The organism is Pseudomonas sp. PNPG3 (assembly GCF_023093815.1).
GTDB classification, from domain to species: Bacteria; Pseudomonadota; Gammaproteobacteria; order Pseudomonadales; family Pseudomonadaceae; genus Aquipseudomonas; species Aquipseudomonas asiatica.
Genome location: NZ_JALLKV010000013.1, coordinates 1 through 17,208 on the forward strand (window position 1 = coordinate 1; position 17,208 = coordinate 17,208).

Here is a 17,208-nt window from a genome sequence, read left to right on the forward strand (position 1 = left end):
CATGGCAACACCCTACCGGAAAGGTCAGGTGTTGCACTCAGTTTTTGCCGCCGCCATCTAAAATCGTTCGATAATGTGATAAATACCGCAGAATACGACTTTCTTGGCGAGCTGACAGTTCTCTTACACGAGGACGACGAGCGTGAGAGTGTCACTAGCTATCAAAGCCAAAACCCTTCCAGAGATCCATCATGCGGCACAAGCGGCCAAGCTTTCGTCGAATGGCTCCGCGAGGGAATTCGGAGTCATCGATTAATTGTTAACGATAGCAAGGCGACGATTCATGCGGTAAACGGGACGTTCTTCTTAGTAACCCCAAGCATTTTCAAACGCTACGCAACCGAGCAGTTAAAATATGCAAACGGGAATTCGGGAAACGACGGATGGCGCAGTATTCAACGCAGCTTTGAAAAAATGTCCCTCCACGTTAAACGAGCCAACGGAGAAAATATTTGGACATGCAAAGTGGAGGGGCCAAGTAAATCCAGCTCGCTTAATGGGTATCTTCTACGGAAACCAGACAGCATTTCAACTGACATCTATCCCGACAATAAATTTCTAGCACTCAACCTCTAGACCCGTCTAGATCCTTCAGGGTATCTTGATTGTAGCGATGAAAACCCCAGCCCTGCTATCTTGGACCCTCCCATTTATAGCGCCACTAATTAAGCCACTATTAACCCTAATTGATCGATCAACAGAAATCGACCCTACAAGCTCGAAATGCAAAACAACGCACCCATTGCATTCAAGTAAAATAATATTGGATAACTCCAACCTTGGCAGCCTTCAGCTTCGGGAAAACACCAATACCTAGCACCGCATCTAAATATTAGGCCGCACGCTAACAGAGCGCAATCAAAATAACACAGGCAATAATACAGCGCTATAGAATTTCAAAATCCAATATCATCACATACCCCCCCTGAACAGTCAAGCCCCCAACAAACACTAACAAAGCAAATTATACTCACCCTTAAAATCTTACTTACCACCACGCAAAAACCGGATTGTTTTTTGACGCCAAGAAAAAACCCACAATCCCCACTAGAAAGCATTTGGGCTTCTTGGTAGCATCGGCTAATCGAAAACAGATGATCATCATGGAAGATATTCGCGTGGACTTCAATGCACTGTTCAGATTGTTGCTGACCTTCAACGCGACCTCTTTGCTGGTCATTGTGTACCTCGTTCAGCATGAAATCACGCTTGGCGGGCTCATTGAAGATGCAAAGCTAACTTGGCTCAAAGCCGCACTTGACGGGTCATCTTATGCGTTGTATCTAGCGGCGCCCATTCTACTTACAGGCCTTAGCTTGCGCTTGAGTCGATTCCTAGGTAGGGACTCTTTTCAACCAGGCGACGTTGTGAGCATAGAGCACGCTAATAATAGCTTCCTGCCCAGTTACCTTGGCTACTTTTTTGTAGCGCTCAGCATCAATAGCTGGCAGACGTTAATATTCGTTTATGCAATACTTTTCGTCTTCACATACAGATCGCAAGCACTATATTTCAACCCGCTTTTCTTGCTCTACGGCTACGAATTTTACAACATTAGCACTTCATCCCGCGTCACGCTCTTCTTGATCAGCAGGGAAAACTTTCGCGCCCCGAAAGATGTCGTAATTGACAAAGTATTTCGCATTAATGATTACACCCTTATCGACAGAGGCTAACAAATGGACTTCGTCCTCGCAAAAATAAAACGTGCGCAAAAGCATCCAGTTGTAAAAGTACTAGCAGACGACAAACTCTATGAGGAAGTCGTGATCGACGCTGCAGCGTGTGTTCCATACGATCCTGACCACAATCTGGATGAAGAGTCGTGGTTTGTTATACCGAAATTTTCAGAGCAGGCATTCTGCATTGATTTTCTCAAGTCCCCATTTGACAGCAAAAATCATATTGAACTAAAAAAGAGCCAGTTCGATAAAATCGCATGGCTCTGCAGCGTGCAAAACGAAGCCTTTTACTTTCAAAAAGTTACGCCGTCGTTGTTGATACGCCGCAAGAGCATAATTTTCGGGGAGGTCGCAGAACTAGACGACGGCCAATTACGACTCGTTATAAATCGCACACCTGATGCAATTTATCTGCCTAAGATCGACTCACTAGCATTTAAAAATCTTGCCACTATTTCAGGGATTTTCAAAGGCATCGACTTGCTGTTCAAGGAGGCAACCCAACAAGAAGTTGAGGAATTCTTAAAGGAACCCTTTATTGAGCTCTCGAACGATTTTGACGCCTCTCGAGTATCATCCCCCAACCGCAAACGCATTGGTTTGGCGATGGCAACACTGGCAGCTCTACCTCCTAATCAACGAGCTGCAATGGTCGGCTATATTGACGAGTACTGCACTGGCCATCTGACTTTCGACAAAACCAAAGGGATTTTTGATATCGGAAGCGACCACCAACTAAAACTTCTGATTTACGGAATCGAACAACGTTTTTACACTACTCTTTTTGGAAACGAAAAGCGACTAGCAAACTCCGTACAAATATTGTAGACCAACACAAAAATTGCAACAGCGGGACCGAATATACTTATTTTATTACCCAGCGCCGATTCTATTTCAGCGCGCGATTCGCTAACAGTGAGACCGATTTCAAAGTCGCCACAGCGGATGCTCAAAGGCATAGGAAAATCGCCAAGCAACGATACACTCTCGCTCATTAGAACCTTACCGTTCGCTCTGCGAGCGGCTTTGAAATTCCGTATCTCGATCAACTGGCCGTCCAGGGAATTACAAACCGCTTATCCTGACCATGAATCGGCTCGGCGCAACTTTTGCTCTTGGTATATCGTCCTTGGCTTGCACGACAGAAATATAAATTAAACACATATGAGCAGCACTAAAATTTTGATGCCAAATATAAATTCCTACAGGAAATTATCATTCTCCGCTAAGCGGAAAGCGAGGAAGGAGTATCACGATTCCCCGGCACCCTCATAATAATAACAGTCCTCAAATCACCGCTTTTACTTTTTTGATGTACTGCCCCAAAACATTGAGTGATGTGAGGTGTGCCTGGCTTACGTGTAGACAGGTCCAACGTGGCTAGTACTCCGAGGCGGATGTCACTTGCACTATATGAGGATGCTTGGCGTAAATGAGGCCGAACGCTGAAGCAAGACCACTTGGCTTTAGTGGAGCGCTTAACCTCGATAACTAGGCGAAAACCATGGAATGGCAAATAGATATCTGTTCGCCCAGCTGCTATATGTGGAACCTCCACCAGAGGGTTTTGATAACAGCTTTGCAGAAAATCTCTAAGATCGAACTGAAGTTGATACTCATGGGGCAAGGAATTTCCTTTCTTAGGTTTGGCTAGGTATTCATAAAACCCCTTGGTAGGACTGGCATCGATACGCGATGTCAGGAATTTACAAAGCCTTACAACAAGCAGGTCTACTGCAGCCTTGACAGTCGGCTCGCGATAGTCAGGGTTATGTTCAAGTTTCGCAATTACTCCCTCTACTAGACGTTGTTCCGTAAGTGACAGCGGTAGTTTTACTACCGCGCACCCATTTTCAAAGGTAAGAATCCTTTCCTGATCCTGGCGGGGCACATTATCGAATATGTCAGGGAGGCCGCCTTGAAGAGAAGAGGCCTCCGTCAGCACTTTCCCAATGAAGTGGCCCTGCATGCAAGGTTCTGCTCTAGCGCATGTCTTCCCTTAGCAGTGAGTCCCATGGAAGCCGGGGTTGAAAGCCAACTATGCACCATGCTTAAAAGGCGCCCCTTCTCAGCGAGCTTACCTATACGATTCGGCTTTCTAAAGGTCCGTTCCCCCCGGAAAGTCACCGCCACTGCCCTTACTTTTTCGAACAGCGTCAAAGTGTTCGTCAGAAGCAAGAGGGGGTCATAGGACATACCGCCTTGAATAGGCGCCATGAGGGGAATCCACTCCAATTCAGCTTCCGCAGGGGGCGAAAGCCAAGAGGCTCCCGCTCGTGGAGCCGAGTACCGCACCACAGTGTGCACATCTTTGCTTAATGAATCGAGAAGATCGCCTTCGCAGAGATCAGAATGCAGCGATCTGGCGAGTTCGCCCGTGACGGCAGCATACATCCGGGCTCTTGCAGCATTTTCCGACATATCTGCACTTGCTCGGAACCAGGTTGCAGATCGAGAAAAACAGTCAATCATTTCGCTCATATCGCTAGCCTGAAATGCATTGGCCATTTCTACGAAGCCGAGTTCTTCTCTGGCTGCGATAGCACACCCCTCGCATTGCGTCAAAAGCTGTAACGACTCTATTGCATCTTCCCAACCCAAGTGATCATACAAGACCGATGTCACACGGCAGAGTTTGGCCTTTACCCAGTCGTCCTGGGCATCTAGCAGACGCATTACGCCTGCGATTGCAAAGCTTTTCAGACTGGGAGTTTGCAACGCTAGCTGTGTGAGGCACGTGACCGCTTCAATACGAATGTCCAATGAGCTGTTTTCATCTGCAGCTCGAGCGTCAAGTGCCTTTGCGACCATCTTAGGGTCGACCGCTTCGACTTCCATAATGGCATTAACCGCATGAATAAATGCATCACGGCAAGTATTCGTCCGAATGCCAAGGCACAGGGCGTTTGAGGCTGCCTCATCGTCATCCAAATCGTGCCACTGCTTCAACAAAAGATCAGCAAAGTCCCCAAATAACGGAGTACGCACCAACTGGTCGTATTCCGCCATGAGTAACGCCTCAGGGAAGGCATTGACGGGCATCTCGCAGCCTGTTTCTACGGCACATTGCAACTGATACTCAAGCTCTGACTGTGCGATCCACATAACGCCTCCTTGCGTCATTACCAAAGCGTCATACCGGCTTTCGCCAGTAAGCAGCGATCCTCCTCAAAGTGCTCCAATGCGCGTTTGGTACCCCGGAACGCAATAAATAACTGCACATTTACGTCTTTAGAGAGCTCCGAAAGCGCTTCTAGCATCTCTTCGACGTTAGCATCCGCCATCTCTTCTTTCGCTGGCGAATCGATAATCAGCAGGCCTGGATGTCGACCCACACCGGATTGTTCAGACGCTTGGAGGAGAGATATAATCGTTGCAATGCGTACCCGAAGACGCTCACCTGCCGAAAGCCTCGTGAAGGTGGATTTTCCGCCTCCCTTATGAATCTCGATGCTGGCGTTACGCTTCAAAACAACTTTTTCAACATCCTTCATTCCAAGGCGTGTCAATAAGCCACAAATTAACTCGCTAGGGAAGGTCTGAAGTAACCCTGTATTTCCGGTCGACTTCAGCCCTTGCTGCTTTTGAAAGCGGGCCGTCGATCAAAATCGACCAGGTAACCCGCTCAGTTCTCCGTTTTTGGCCGCCGCGAGCACCTCGCAGCAGCCATTTTCCGCATTACAGGTGCACCTGTCCTGCGGTAGTCAGCAAATGTCGGCGCGCCATCCATAGGTTCGACAGCGCGAACAGCGTCACCAGCTGAGCGGTGTTCTTGGCCAGGCCACGGAAGCGCACCTTCACGTAACCGAACTGGCGCTTGATCACTCGAAACGGGTGCTCGACCTTCGCTCGCACTTGTGCCTTGGCCTTCTCGATCTTGCGCTTGGCTTTGTACAGGGCGCTGCGTTTATCGAGCTTCTTGTAGGTGCTGCGGCGTGCTGCGACCTGCCAGATCACTTCGCGGCCCGCATGTTCGGGGCGCTTTTCGACGCCGGTGTAGCCGGCATCGGCGCAGACGACGTTCTCGTCACCGTGCAGCAGTTTGTCGACCTGGGTTACGTCCGCGACGTTGGCCGCAGTGACCACCACGCTGTGCACAAGCCCGGACTCATCGTCGACACCAATGTGAGCTTTGGCACCGAAGTGGTGAGTCGGCCACAGGAACTGCCCCCGTAGCCGCTCGCAGAACCGTACGTGACACTCTCGCGTCATACGGCTCCCGTTATCCAACCTGTTGCTCGGTTACTTGCCAGTGATAAAACAGTCGAGGGGCAGCCGTCTGCACCGTGTCCAACCATTGAGATATGCGCCGCTTGCGCCCGTGAAGTATTTTGTACTTACGACCGGCCCAACGCTTGAGTGCGCTATCGATATGTCGAGAGATGCCAAGCATGGCCGTCCGATAGAACGCGCCATAGTACTGCCACCAACCTTGTATCACTGGGTTGTAAAGCCGAGCCACAGCAGCCAGCGTCACGTGAGTTTGGCGGTTGACCCGCCACTCGCGCACTGCTCGCCGCATCCGCTTCAACGCTTGCGCACTGACTCCCGGCAGGAAGCTGGTGAAAAGGTTGTTCTGTTGGCCGATTGCCTTCCTGGGTCTAAAAGTGAAACCAAGGAAGGTAAAGCTCACATGCGGATACTCCGCGCGTCGATTGCTGTCCTTGCAGTACACGATTTTCGATTTCTCGGGATGCATCGTGAGACCACAAACTGCTAGACGTGAAGCGATTGAACGCATCACGTGTTCTGCCTGCCTCTCGCTACGACAATGCACTACCGCATCATCGGCGTACCGGGCAAAAGGACAGTTTGCGCTGTTTCGTTGCATCCAAGCGTCAAAGGTGTAATGCATGAACAGATTCATCAGCATGGGACTGATCACGCCGCCTTGCGGGGTGCCACGTTCGCGTTGAATGCGAACGCCATCTGCTGCCTCGAACGGAGCAACCAGCCATCGTTCGATGTACAGCAGTATCCAGTCCTCTTTGATATGGGTTCGCACCGCTTTCATCAGCAGTTCATGATCAATGTGATCAAAAGCCGCCTTGATATCAAACTCCACCACCCAGTCGTATCGCCAGCAGCGCTCGCGTGTGATCGCTATGGCCTGTTTGGCTGAACGCCCTGGTCGGTATCCATATGAGTCCGGATGGAAAAGCGCATCCAGCTTCGGCTCGATGAGGAGTTTGACTACAGTTTGTGCGATACGGTCGCTGACCGTAGGCACTCCCAGCCTGCGTATACCCCCCGATGCCTTCGGTATCTCAACAACCTTGACCGGCGGCGGGAAATAAGACCCCGACGACATTCGATTCCATAGCTTGTAAAGATTCTTCGGCAGGTTCCGCTCAAAATCGGTAATGGTCTCATCGTCGATTCCAGCAGCTCCCCGGTTGGTTCTGACCTGCTGATAGGCCTCCCATATCACGCGCTTCGCTATGTTGTAAGGTTTGTTCGAACTCACGCCACTCATCCCCTGAGGTTGACAGCGTTCGTTGACAGGATAACGCCTCCCCTTCGCTCCGCCTTCATTACAAAGGCTTCATCACTACTACAGGAGGCTCCGCCCCTCATTCCAGCATTGGTATTCTTCCTCATGGTTTTAGCCATTTGTCATTTTCCTTTGCATCTGGAACAAGGTTCTCACGTTCCGTACCCAAGCCTGTATGGAGATCATGCCGCCTTTACACCGGCTGCCACTGGGGCCGTAAGCAGGTAACGCCCCAACTCGTCCTGAAGCCAGTACTCAACCTCAGTTTCGACAGCACTTTAGGGAATAACGATGCGTCATCGGACGGTTTGCTTTCGCTCATCTTCTCCATACTCACCTGCCATCATCATGGGATGACTTTTCCTCGGTTGCTCACCACCGCACCTTTTGGATGCAGCAGCACCGGGTGGTTTGAAGCCTGCTCCTGCAAGCCGACTTCGGAAGGCCTACTTCCATCTTCGGTACAGCATCACAGGTCATACGACCTGTGTTCGTGACACACAATACTGGTTCCCTTTCTTGCTCTGGTGCATTTCCGGGTCGCGCTTGCCGTCCTGGTTCTTGGTCGAGCTGGGTGCGTGGATCAGTGTGGCATCGACGATAGTGCCCTGGCGCAGCGACAGGCCGCGATCCCCCAGGTAGCCATTGATTACGCCGAGGATGCCGGCTGCCAGCTCATGTTTCTCCAGCAAACGACGGAAGTTGAGGATGGTGGTTTCGTCGGGAATGCGCTCCAGGCTCAGCCCGGCGAACTGACGCAGGATGGTCGTCTCGTAGAGCGCTTCTTCCATGGCCGGGTCGCTGTAGCCGAACCAGTTCTGCATCAGATGGATACGTAACATGGCCATCAGCGGATAGGCTGGACGACCACCTTCACCCTTTGGGTAGTGTGGCTCGATCAGGGCAATCAATCCCTTCCACGGCACCACCTGATCCATCTCGATCAGGAACAATTCCTTACGGGTCTGCTTGCGCTTGCCGGCGTACTCGGCGTCGGCGAAGGTCATCTGCTTCATGGAAAAACTCGGCTGGCGGGATCGGCGTATTTCACCAGATTCGGGAAGTCTTTTTCAGACCTTCCCTAGACCGTTGTAGGATAGACTCGGCGGATTCCTCGACCATTCGTTTGGCCTCGTCTGTTGCCGCCGACAACACCCCAACAGCGGCCTCCTCACCCGAGTCGCTCCCTACCAACTTGGTAACCGCTTCAAGAATCCCTTCAATTCTTGCTGCCTCCAAACAAAGTGCTTGCTCCTCAAGCGCGGTACCACTGCTTGAAAGCTTCTTCACATCCTCGGCGACTGCCTCAAGGTTCGCTCTGGTTTTTATGAGCTCAGCTTCCAACTCTAAGGATTTCGCCTTCACTGAAGAAAGTAATTTTTCAGACTTTTTTATGTCTCTTTTTGTCGTTTCCTTCAAGGCCTCTTAGTCGACAGCCGACTCTGCTTGAACGGGCGATAAGCAAACAGAGCAGTCCCCCAGAGAAGCGTTCTTGGTTCAGGCGAGTTTCGGTAAAGGTCTGCGTGCAGCGTGGGCAACAGGTTGGGTTGAGCTTTCCCAGGAACTTGGATGCTGCAAGCTCTTCTTCACATGCTAGGAGCATGCGTTTTTTTGTAGCAGATCCTCCTCACCTGCAGAAACCTCGGCATTCAAAACGAAGGTTGCCGTTTGTAGTCCAGACATTTCCGAACTAAGTTGGCTAAATTTGGCCTTGGCAGCTGCAAGTATCGCTAGGGCTTGATCACGGGCAGTCCCGTCCGCGATCTTGCGCTTGGTTTCATCAAGTTTCGCCTCAAGATCCGCTACCGATTGATCGCCCAACTTACCTAAAGCGCGCCGACGGGACTGAACCTGAGATTCAGCTACCCGTTTAGCCGCACGAGCCTGGAAAAGCGTTGTTGCCCATGGGATGCCGAGAAACACCTGCAGCAGCCGCTGGGTGAAGTCCGATCCAACATGCTCACCGATCAGCGCACTACTGTCACTGTCGAATAGAAAAGCACCAGTATATGCGGTCCAGCCGTCAGAATAGAGCACCGTCTTGTTCTGCGAAGGCATATCCCGTGAAGAGGCAATGGGCTCTAGCGCCAGCGCTTCTAACATAACGCTGTTCATACGAGCTTTGAGCATTTCTGCCGAAACAAATGGTAGTGAGTGAATCACAGCTCCATCATTAGTCAGGAGATCCACAGAACCGTGAGGACGACCATCTTGCACATCCATTTTTACTCGTACGCGGCGATCACCAGCGAGAAGCTCAGCCTGAGTGCTCCGAATCCAGCTGTGTACAGTGCTCGTTAATGACTTGGGTTCACCTCGCAATGCCCAAAGAATTATTTGCAAGATGCTGGATTTTCCGGCGAAGTTATCATCGCTAGCGATGATATTGACTCCGCCTTGTTTTGGCTCCCACTTAAAATCAATCGCTTCAGTGCGCCCATGGATCAGCTTCTCGCCTGAGAAGGACACATTGAGAATGCGCAATTGTCTTGACGCAGGGGGCGCCGGTGACTCAACCACGTTATGACGGAGGAGCGTCTCTCTCACTGACTCCGTGGATTGGCTAGCTCTTGCTGCCACTGACTCGATAAATGAGCTAATCACTCGGTGCTTTCCTTGGTGAGCTCTTTCAAGCTTTCCTGAACTCTTTGATTGATCGGTCCAATGACTTGACCCCAGCGAGCGCCTTGATATTCCGCTTGCGCATACTGCCGTTCTTTCAAGTCGTCACCACTGTCGTTGCCCGCTACTCGGGCAACTAGTTTGGCTCTGTCTCGATACCAGGCTAAGTGTATTGATGCCGCTGATAGCTGCTTGGCGAGCTGACGGCCAGCGTCCAGCAAGAAGAAGTCCGTGCGGGTAACCTTCCCATCAGGTTTGACGTTGCGCTTTATCTTCGCAAGCCCAAGCGTGTCAACGCCGACTTAAAACTGACCCACTTAACGCCTGATTTGCCGAAGTAATATTGACCCACCCAGATCACTCGGGTTTACGGTTCTGGCGGATCACACCCGCTTTACGTTTGTCCTTGAGTCGGTAACTTTCACCTGTCAGGGTCAGGATGTGCGCGTGGTGCAGTAGCCTGTCTAGCATCGCCGCTGTCAGCGTTGCGTCGTCGCTAAAAGCATTGGCCCACTGGGTGAACGGCAGGTTCGACGTCAGGATCATCGAGCCTTTTTCGTAGCGCTGGGCAACCACCTGGAAAAACAGATTCGCTTCTTCACGACCAAAAGGCAGGTAACCGATTTCATCAATCACCAGCAGTTTAGGGGCCAGGATGGCGCGGTTCAGATAGGCCTTGAGCCGCCCTTGTCGCTGTGCGGCTCCCAGTTGCAGCATCAGATCGGCGGCTGTGATGAAGCGCGTCTTGATTCCGCTTTGCACCGCCCGATATCCCAAGGCAATGGCCAGATGGGTCTTGCCGACGCCGGACGGGCCGATCAGCACCACGTTCTCGGTGCGTGCGACAAACGCCAGAGCTGCCAGCTCTTGCAGCAACACTTTCGGAACGCCCGGACTGAAACTGAAATCATATTCCTCCAGCGTCTTGATCCCGGGAAAGTACGCCATGCGCGTCAGCAATTCGCGACTGCGTTGTTGGCGAAAGCCATGCTCATGGCGCAGTAGTTGCTCCAGAAAGTCGCTGAAGCTCAGATCGTCCTTGACTGCTTGTTGAGCCAGCATCGGGTAATGCTCGGCTGTGCATTCGAGCTTGAGCGCCTGGCACAGCTCGACGATGGCCTGATGTTGGAGGTTCATGCGCAGGCCTCCCGAATCGCCTCATAGATGGATAGCGGATGCTGAAGCGACTCATGCGGGATCGGACGGGGCGCATTCCCCAGCAGGGCTTTCCAAGTCTGACGCACGGCTTGAGGCAAGGGTGTCAGCAGCCCTTGCTCCTGACGCCAACGGTCAATCGGGCGCTCCTTGAGCGTGGCATGGGTGCGTACATTGGCCACCTCGGCCAGCCATTCGCCGACCAGACGGTTGGCGGTGCCGCAATCTACCAGCAAACCGGCAGAACTGACCCGACTGTTCAGCGGGTTGTAGAAGCTCTCGCGCAAGTAGCGGTTGAATCGTTCGACCTTGCCTTTGGTGCGGGCCCGGTAAGGGCGGCAAAGTCGTATGCGAAAGCCCAGGTCGTCGGCCATCTGTAACAGCCCGGCATGAAAGCGGTGCTGGCCATCGCCGTAGGCATCACGCTCGATGACTGCGGTTTTCATGTTGTCGAACAGGATTTCGTCAGGCACACCGCCGAAGTAATCGAAGGCCAGCAGCAACGAGTCGTGCACCGACTCGAATGACTCATCAGGGACAAAATGGACGTAGGTCATCCGGCTATAGCCCAGCGTGGCCACGAAGGCTGACATCGGGGATTTGGCTCGGCGAAACACGATGAAGTCGGCCTGCATCTGTTTGCCTGGCTCGGTTTCGAACCGCACGATCGGGTCGTCGTCGCGCTTGGCAGGTTTGATTTTGGCCAGCCAGGCACGCAACTGGGAAGCACCGCCGTCATAACCGCGCTCACGAATTTCACGCAGCAGCACGGTAGCGGGCAACCAGAGCGGGTGAGCCTGCTGAACTCGCTCGAAAAGCATCGAGCTTGGTGGGTCTGGGTTCGCGCGAATAGCGCGGTACGGAAGGTTCTCTGAGGTAGCGCCGGACAGTGTTGCGGGACACGCCCAATGTCTTGGCGATCTGCCGAATGCTATGCCCTTGGCGGGCCAATACTCTGATCTCCACTGCTTGCTCCTGGATCAACATGGGCAGCCTCAAATGGCTGCGACGTTAGCCCAGGTGGGTCAGTTTTACTTCGCTGGGGTGGGTCAGTTTTGCATCGGCACTAACAGCGAGATCAATAGAGACATCGAGTCATCGATCTGCTCCCAGGCGCCAAACAGGAAACGGACCATTCCGAGGCGCCGAACATCTGGCTCATCCCCCTCCATGACGCATATTGCTTCGGCGAGATAGCCCTGATCGGGAGATTGAAGGTGCATCGCAAGCAGCTCTGCAGCTAGGTAATCCGGGCAACGGACCCAGAAATCCAGCGCCTGCAAGCGCTTCTCTGCTTTTATCACTGCGACGGCTGCTGAGGGAGCTCCAGCGCCTGGTGGAGAGCCAGCTTGGTCCAAGATAAACAGAATGCGGATCGCATCTCGTTTACGTGCGGTATGTTCAAGCGCGTGAGACACACATCCCCCTGTGCGTAGCGTCAGTCCTTTTGTCTTCGCCAATGATAGCTTAATGATGGCCTTGATCGCCATGACTGAGTGCACTTGCTCATGTTTCAGTACCTTGCGACTGCCGGTCTAGATTCCGAGAAGACTCACTTAAAGCTAGTGCGCTAAGCATAGGCATGGGTACGCTGCCTTGGAAAAATCGCTCCCTTCCAACCGTGAGTCGTTAGGCCATATGTCCATCACAATCCGCAGCAAACCAGCATAAGCCACACTAATAATGGGGGACCAGATGGGGGACCAAAAACGCACAGGCACAAAAAAGCCCCGAAAAATCAGGGCTTTAATGAGAATTAGTGGCGGAAGCGTAGAGATTCGACCACATATCCGGGAACACTCCACCCGAAAAATTATACAAAAGCCGCTTCCGCGGCACTTATCACAATCAGTCCGCCTATCTGCTCGACTGGCCGATAATGACCTCCGCAGAGAAACGCAGGCGATTTCTCGGGTGGGGGGATAAGTAGGGGTATTTTTCCGATCAGTGAAATTTCTGATGCTCATAAAAAAATCCAGTCACCGCTAAGTGACTGGATTTTTTGGAGTTATTTGGTCGGGACGGAGTGATTCGAACACTCGACCCCTTGCACCCCATGCAGGTAATAACCTTTCCAACGAAATCTAAGCCAGTCCGACACAAAAATCTCAACCCACTGAATTTGCTGGCATACATAGGTTTTCTCGTCCAAAATTGTCCGAAGCCATACGACGAAAGCCGATCTCAATTGGCAACGAATTGGCAACCAGACAATCTCAATTGGCAACCAATTGGCAACGGGAAAACTGACCAAATGGCCAAGATCACAGACCGCCAGATGACGGCCAAACCGGGTACGAGCGACAAGTGGCTGAGCGAGGTTGCCATCTGGGGGCACGGCAGCTTGGTGGCCCGTATCACTCCAAGCGGCGAACGCCTTTTCTATTTCCGCTACACCAACAGCAGCAGTGAGCGCATCACCTTCCCCATTGGCACATATAGTCGCGATGGCAGCGAAGGCACTATGACACTCGCTGAAGCAGGTCAGCGGGCCAAAGAGCTTGCCGGGCTTCATAAGTCCGGCGTCAGAGATGTAAAGGGACATCTAGAAGCTGAGGAAGCCTCTCGCGTAGCGGCGCGCGATGCTGAGCTTGCACGGGTCGCCGCAGAGAAAGCCGCATTTGAGGCAGCTCAGGCCCGACAAGCTGCCAGAAAAACCGTCCAGCATCTGTTCAACCACTGGGCCAAGGTTGACTTGATCAACCGCAAGGACGGCGGCGCCGAAGTCCGCCGCATGTTCGAAAAAGATGTTCTGCCTTTCCTCGGCAAAATGGCCGTTGAAGATGTGAAAAAAGGTCACATCACCGAGGTAACGGACGCCCTGCTCGCTCGTGGTGTCAACCGGATGGCGAAGATGATCTTCAGCTTAATGCGCCAGATGTTCCGATTCGCCGTAGACCGGGATCTAATTGATCACGATCCGACTGCGAGCATTCGCAAAGCCAAAATTGGCGGCAAGGATGTCGAGCGAGATCGCGTATTGAGTGAGGAAGAAATTCGCGCATTAGCAAGGCTCACTCCGCAAGCCGGCCTACTCCCCTCGTCAGAGGCTGCAATTTGGATTGCTTTGTCTACCTGCTGCCGCATCGGCGAGCTACTGAGTGCCCGATGGGAGAACGTCGACCTCATCAAAGGCAACTGGCACATACCCGCAGAGCAAAGCAAAAACGGTAAGGCCCACAACGTAGCCCTCTCGCCGTTCGCCATCCAACAATTCAAGGCCGTCAAGGCATTCAGCTCCGCCAGCGAATGGTGCTATCCCAACACCAAGAATAGTGGCCCTGTCTGCTCAAAAACTGTGACCAAGCAGCTTGGCGATAGGCAGCGCCTGCCAGATCAAGGGATTCTGAGCAACAGAAGCGCCAATGCTCAGGCGCTACTCCTCCCTGGGGGAAAGTGGACGCCACATGACCTTAGGCGCACTGGCGCCACGATCATGACGGCCCTTGGTGTCCTTCCAGAAGTCGCTGAGCGCTGCCTTAACCACACCGAGGAAAACAAGGTTAAGCGCACCTACCAACGCCATAGCTACGCAAAGGAAATGGCGGAAGCGTGGCAGACTCTAGGTGAGTATCTACAACGAATAGCTAGCAATACGTAGCTTCATGTCAACGCACTGGGTGGACTTGCCCCAGACTACAAGCGACAACCAACGTGATGGTAATTTTACGCAGACGACATGCCCCCAGCACCAGCGAGCTTATTACCGCCCTCAATTTTCCAGGCCGTACCGGCTTTGCTCAGCATCGGGATGCGCTGCCGTTGCAGTGTCCGTCAATACTCATCATTATGGTCAAGAATAACCTCATCCTTATCAAATCAATGGAAGAAGCAAAAAAGGGGCAATTAGATGCCAAATTTCCCAGCACCATCGGTTATTAAAGAGAGGAAGATAGAGCGCTTACTCGCATCAACAGGACGAATATTACGAGAAATCTTAAAAGAGAACTGGCCAAATGAGATAAACAACCAAATAGATCACAAAATCATCACCCTAGAAAAATCCAAAACAATCAAGTGGAGCGATGTATCAAAATGCTGGACCCATAGTTACAAGGAAGAAAAAAGAAGCACCTTAAAATTAAATTTCTTTTATGCAAAACTTTACTATCTATGCGCAAAATCAGCACTAACCGAAGATAAAATAGAAGAAGCCTGGTCTTATCTTTTTCATTCATCAAACCTAATCGGACTTATGGATGGCTACAAACACCACAAAGAAGAAGAAGCTTTCAGAAAAACTCGCGCATCGAAAGGCGGAAACGAGTTAAAACTGAAAAAATCCAAAATAAAAGAGAAAATCCGAGAGCTATTAGAAAATCCGCCCAAAGGAGGCTGGAGAAGCGAATCATCCACCATAGACGAAATACTTTCCAGTCAAGATCTCAAAGATTTCATCTCCAGCATTGATGCCGAAAGAACAATAGGAGACCTGAAAGAGTTCATCACATCTGAAATAGTACTAAATCCCGAAAACCAGGAGATATACCAAAGACTCCGCTCAAGAAAATAACATCAATCTTTTGAGCACGTCTCATGAGACTCAAAATCAGTAATCAACGCCAGAAAAATCAACAATCCAAGACCTATCACGCTTGAAAACGGAAACATCTCCAGTCGACTCAAGTTCAGCCAATGCAGTATCGAGCCTTTCCTTGCTCCTAAGGCGACGAGGCCCATACTGGAGAATTGTGTTCTTTCTTACCTCATCAAAACCCTTATCCCAATGCCCTTTTAACCAATCAAGCAGCTCTTCTGCATCGAGCTCTGACTCTTTAGGAGGCATAAAAATACGATAAAACTCATCCGAACACCAAGCACAGAAATCAATAGAAAAACGCAGTGCCTCTAACGATATTTCATCGCCTTCCCCTTCAAAAATATGCACTAACGCGGCCACCCTGGAGATATTATCGGCCAACTTAGAAGCAAGGTCCCCTGCCCCTTCAAATCGTCCTCCCTGTTTAATCTCCCCCTCTATTTCATTGAATACCTCAACCCACAGATCAGCAGCACTTGGCGAGAAGCCTATGGGTTGACGGGTATGCTCTGGGCCTTCCAACATTACAACATTCTCTTGCAGCAGCTCTTTTATTCGAGCAGAAAATCTTTTTCTGTGCTCCCACGAAACCGTAGAACTATCAATCTCCCGGCACCCTTGGGTAGAAAGAGGCTGGCAAACTAAAAAGCGCGCCCACAGCCCAGAACCACGAAGCATCTCACCATTAGCACGCACATAGCGCTCAAACGAAGTCGGTTGCGTCATGAACGAAACAGTCAACCGCGCATCTTTCAGCTCAAAGCACTCCGCAGTTTTCCGATCAACAGTTATCGGATCACCACTCCACAGTGAGTTCTGCTTAGAAAGGTCATTAAAGGCCCTATTTCTCAGATCCCCCTCAGTCGATACCAAACCAGCCACCGGGGTATCTTGAAACATCCCCCACATTAAAGCCTCAGACGTCGCATCATCATAAAGAATTTTGAAACGCCGAGGACGCACAGGCTTTGCTTTTTCGTGCTCATGAGCCATGTCCTCCCAATATAAAGAGGACTGCCCCGAGCGAGCGGCTTTAGCTATAAATTTGAAAATCTCTTTATTCTTTGTACCCCAGATCCTCTCCTCAACCATCCATTTATTAAATTTATCCCCCCAGGCAACATCCTGGTCCCGCTGAAACTCACGAACAGGATCCAAGAAAATATTTCCAGAAGAACTTTTGCGTTCTCCAGAGTCAGCCAATACCAACAACATAAGCGAAACGGGAGCACACTGACCGGTAGGTTTTCTAACATCAAAAAGCCCTTGCACGGCGATAGAAACCGCCGTTAATGCACCGAAGAAAATTAACTCCCTGGGAGATTTCATAATTGCCTCTGCCTCGTCCACTGCCGATTTCAGCAGCGGAAGCGGAGTCAAACTTGGAAATCCCCATCCAACCCTCGGCAGGCCCCGACGAAATTCCCTCATATCTACGTACGCTCCCGAGTGATGGTCTTCCTAGAATCAATCCACCAACAGATGTCAGACTCCAACCAACCCACAGCCCCACGGCTGCTGCTGCCAGAGAGTTTGATTGGTAACGGGAACGTTGAGTCATAACGGGGGGACTTGGGATTCATCCAGTCATAAATCGTGGAGCGTGAAATACCCAGCCGCTCAACAACCCTACGCAGACGAAGCACCGCCACGACCGGGCGCTTCTCAAACCCCACCGAACTACCACTTTTATCATTCATTGCACATATCCTCGC

16 protein-coding genes and 4 pseudogenes are annotated in these 17,208 nt (G+C 51.3%); 6 read left to right on the top strand and 14 right to left on the bottom strand.

Going from position 1 to position 17,208, the window contains the following annotated elements; genetic code table 11:
* The 3 genes from MJ643_RS11150 to MJ643_RS11160 form a co-directional block, all read left to right on the top strand.
* A partial coding sequence (locus tag MJ643_RS11150) for a DNA-binding domain-containing protein (protein WP_247726793.1) occupies window positions 1-576 on the top strand: 576 nt, incomplete at its 5' end.
* Window positions 577-1,094: 518 nt separating this feature from the next.
* Entirely contained in the window at window positions 1,095-1,676 is a 582-nt protein-coding gene (locus tag MJ643_RS11155; protein ID WP_247726794.1) for a hypothetical protein, read from the top strand.
* A gap of 3 nt (window positions 1,677-1,679) precedes the next feature.
* The gene (locus MJ643_RS11160; RefSeq protein ID WP_247726795.1) at window positions 1,680-2,510 is read left to right on the top strand and encodes an ATP F0F1 synthase synthase; all 831 of its coding nucleotides are present in this window, start codon (window positions 1,680-1,682) and stop codon (window positions 2,508-2,510) included.
* Window positions 2,511-2,907: 397 nt separating this feature from the next.
* Here the strand turns inward: MJ643_RS11160 and MJ643_RS11165 are convergent, their stop codons facing one another.
* The 12 genes and pseudogenes from MJ643_RS11165 to MJ643_RS11220 form a co-directional block, all read right to left on the bottom strand.
* Complete coding sequence (locus tag MJ643_RS11165) at window positions 2,908-3,651, bottom strand: hypothetical protein (protein ID WP_247726796.1); 744 nt, start codon at window positions 3,649-3,651, stop codon at window positions 2,908-2,910.
* The gene (locus tag MJ643_RS11170; protein ID WP_247726797.1) at window positions 3,621-4,787 is read right to left on the bottom strand and encodes a hypothetical protein; all 1,167 of its coding nucleotides are present in this window, start codon (window positions 4,785-4,787) and stop codon (window positions 3,621-3,623) included. Before MJ643_RS11170 ends, MJ643_RS11165 begins: the two co-directional genes overlap by 31 nt.
* Before the next feature lie 17 nt (window positions 4,788-4,804).
* Window positions 4,805-5,176, bottom strand: a complete 372-nt coding sequence (locus tag MJ643_RS11175; RefSeq protein WP_247726798.1) for a hypothetical protein — start codon at window positions 5,174-5,176, stop codon at window positions 4,805-4,807.
* A gap of 184 nt (window positions 5,177-5,360) precedes the next feature.
* Window positions 5,361-5,831: pseudogene (locus MJ643_RS11180) on the bottom strand (IS5 family transposase); the annotation flags it as partial.
* Window positions 5,832-5,890: 59 nt separating this feature from the next.
* Window positions 5,891-7,158: pseudogene (gene ltrA / locus MJ643_RS11185) on the bottom strand (group II intron reverse transcriptase/maturase).
* 521 nt (window positions 7,159-7,679) lie between these two features.
* Window positions 7,680-8,192: pseudogene (locus MJ643_RS11190) on the bottom strand (IS5-like element ISPa16 family transposase); the annotation flags it as partial.
* Window positions 8,193-8,223: 31 nt separating this feature from the next.
* Window positions 8,224-8,595, bottom strand: coding sequence for a hypothetical protein (locus MJ643_RS11195; RefSeq protein WP_247726800.1), 372 nt, complete (start codon window positions 8,593-8,595; stop codon window positions 8,224-8,226).
* Between the two features lie 174 nt (window positions 8,596-8,769).
* Entirely contained in the window at window positions 8,770-9,660 is an 891-nt protein-coding gene (locus tag MJ643_RS11200) for a hypothetical protein (RefSeq protein WP_247726801.1), read from the bottom strand.
* Between the two features lie 116 nt (window positions 9,661-9,776).
* Window positions 9,777-10,019 carry a hypothetical protein gene (locus MJ643_RS11205; RefSeq protein WP_247726802.1) on the bottom strand — a complete coding sequence of 81 codons (243 nt, stop codon included), beginning with the start codon at window positions 10,017-10,019 and terminating at the stop codon, window positions 9,777-9,779.
* 136 nt (window positions 10,020-10,155) lie between these two features.
* Window positions 10,156-10,935: an IS21-like element helper ATPase IstB gene (gene istB, locus MJ643_RS11210; protein ID WP_247726803.1), complete on the bottom strand. Its 780-nt coding sequence runs from the start codon at window positions 10,933-10,935 to the stop codon at window positions 10,156-10,158.
* Window positions 10,932-11,940, bottom strand: a pseudogene (gene istA, locus MJ643_RS11215) (IS21 family transposase). Before istA ends, istB begins: the two are co-directional and overlap by 4 nt.
* 62 nt (window positions 11,941-12,002) lie before the next feature.
* A complete protein-coding gene (locus MJ643_RS11220) occupies window positions 12,003-12,443 on the bottom strand; it encodes a hypothetical protein (protein WP_247726804.1) in 441 nt (146 codons plus the stop codon).
* Between the two features lie 764 nt (window positions 12,444-13,207).
* Between MJ643_RS11220 and MJ643_RS11225 the strand changes: the two genes are divergently transcribed.
* Genes MJ643_RS11225 through MJ643_RS11235 form a run of 3 tightly spaced genes read left to right on the top strand, consistent with a single transcriptional unit; the run spans window position 13,208 to window position 15,466 of the window.
* Entirely contained in the window at window positions 13,208-14,554 is a 1,347-nt protein-coding gene (locus MJ643_RS11225; RefSeq protein WP_074198397.1) for a site-specific integrase, read from the top strand.
* A gap of 53 nt (window positions 14,555-14,607) precedes the next feature.
* The gene (locus tag MJ643_RS11230) at window positions 14,608-14,835 is read left to right on the top strand and encodes a hypothetical protein (RefSeq protein WP_247726805.1); all 228 of its coding nucleotides are present in this window, start codon (window positions 14,608-14,610) and stop codon (window positions 14,833-14,835) included.
* On the top strand, window positions 14,804-15,466 hold the full coding sequence (locus tag MJ643_RS11235; protein ID WP_143195151.1) for a hypothetical protein: 663 nt from the start codon (window positions 14,804-14,806) through the stop codon (window positions 15,464-15,466). The genes MJ643_RS11230 and MJ643_RS11235 overlap by 32 nt, the downstream gene beginning before the upstream one ends.
* A 36-nt stretch (window positions 15,467-15,502) precedes the next feature.
* Here the strand turns inward: MJ643_RS11235 and MJ643_RS11240 are convergent, their stop codons facing one another.
* Window positions 15,503-16,873: a YfjI family protein gene (locus MJ643_RS11240; protein ID WP_171951530.1), complete on the bottom strand. Its 1,371-nt coding sequence runs from the start codon at window positions 16,871-16,873 to the stop codon at window positions 15,503-15,505.
* A 53-nt stretch (window positions 16,874-16,926) separates the two neighbouring features.
* Complete coding sequence (locus tag MJ643_RS11245) at window positions 16,927-17,193, bottom strand: AlpA family phage regulatory protein (RefSeq protein ID WP_071535780.1); 267 nt, start codon at window positions 17,191-17,193, stop codon at window positions 16,927-16,929.
* Window positions 17,194-17,208 lie beyond the last annotated feature (15 nt).

Excerpts from the sequence above, each read along its gene's own strand:
- MJ643_RS11160 (WP_247726795.1), top strand. The coding sequence starts at position 1,680 with ATGGACTTCGTCCTCGCAAAAATAAAACGTGCGCAAAAGCATCCAGTT.
- MJ643_RS11225 (WP_074198397.1), top strand. The coding sequence starts at position 13,208 with ATGGCCAAGATCACAGACCGCCAGATGACGGCCAAACCGGGTACGAGC.
- MJ643_RS11170 (WP_247726797.1), bottom strand. The coding sequence starts at position 4,787 with ATGTGGATCGCACAGTCAGAGCTTGAGTATCAGTTGCAATGTGCCGTA.
- MJ643_RS11165 (WP_247726796.1), bottom strand. The coding sequence starts at position 3,651 with ATGCAGGGCCACTTCATTGGGAAAGTGCTGACGGAGGCCTCTTCTCTT.
- MJ643_RS11220 (WP_247726804.1), bottom strand. The coding sequence starts at position 12,443 with ATGGCGATCAAGGCCATCATTAAGCTATCATTGGCGAAGACAAAAGGA.
- MJ643_RS11175 (WP_247726798.1), bottom strand. The coding sequence starts at position 5,176 with ATGAAGGATGTTGAAAAAGTTGTTTTGAAGCGTAACGCCAGCATCGAG.
- MJ643_RS11245 (WP_071535780.1), bottom strand. The coding sequence starts at position 17,193 with ATGAATGATAAAAGTGGTAGTTCGGTGGGGTTTGAGAAGCGCCCGGTC.
- MJ643_RS11155 (WP_247726794.1), top strand. The coding sequence starts at position 1,095 with ATGATCATCATGGAAGATATTCGCGTGGACTTCAATGCACTGTTCAGA.
- MJ643_RS11235 (WP_143195151.1), top strand. The coding sequence starts at position 14,804 with ATGCCAAATTTCCCAGCACCATCGGTTATTAAAGAGAGGAAGATAGAG.
- istB (WP_247726803.1), bottom strand. The coding sequence starts at position 10,935 with ATGAACCTCCAACATCAGGCCATCGTCGAGCTGTGCCAGGCGCTCAAG.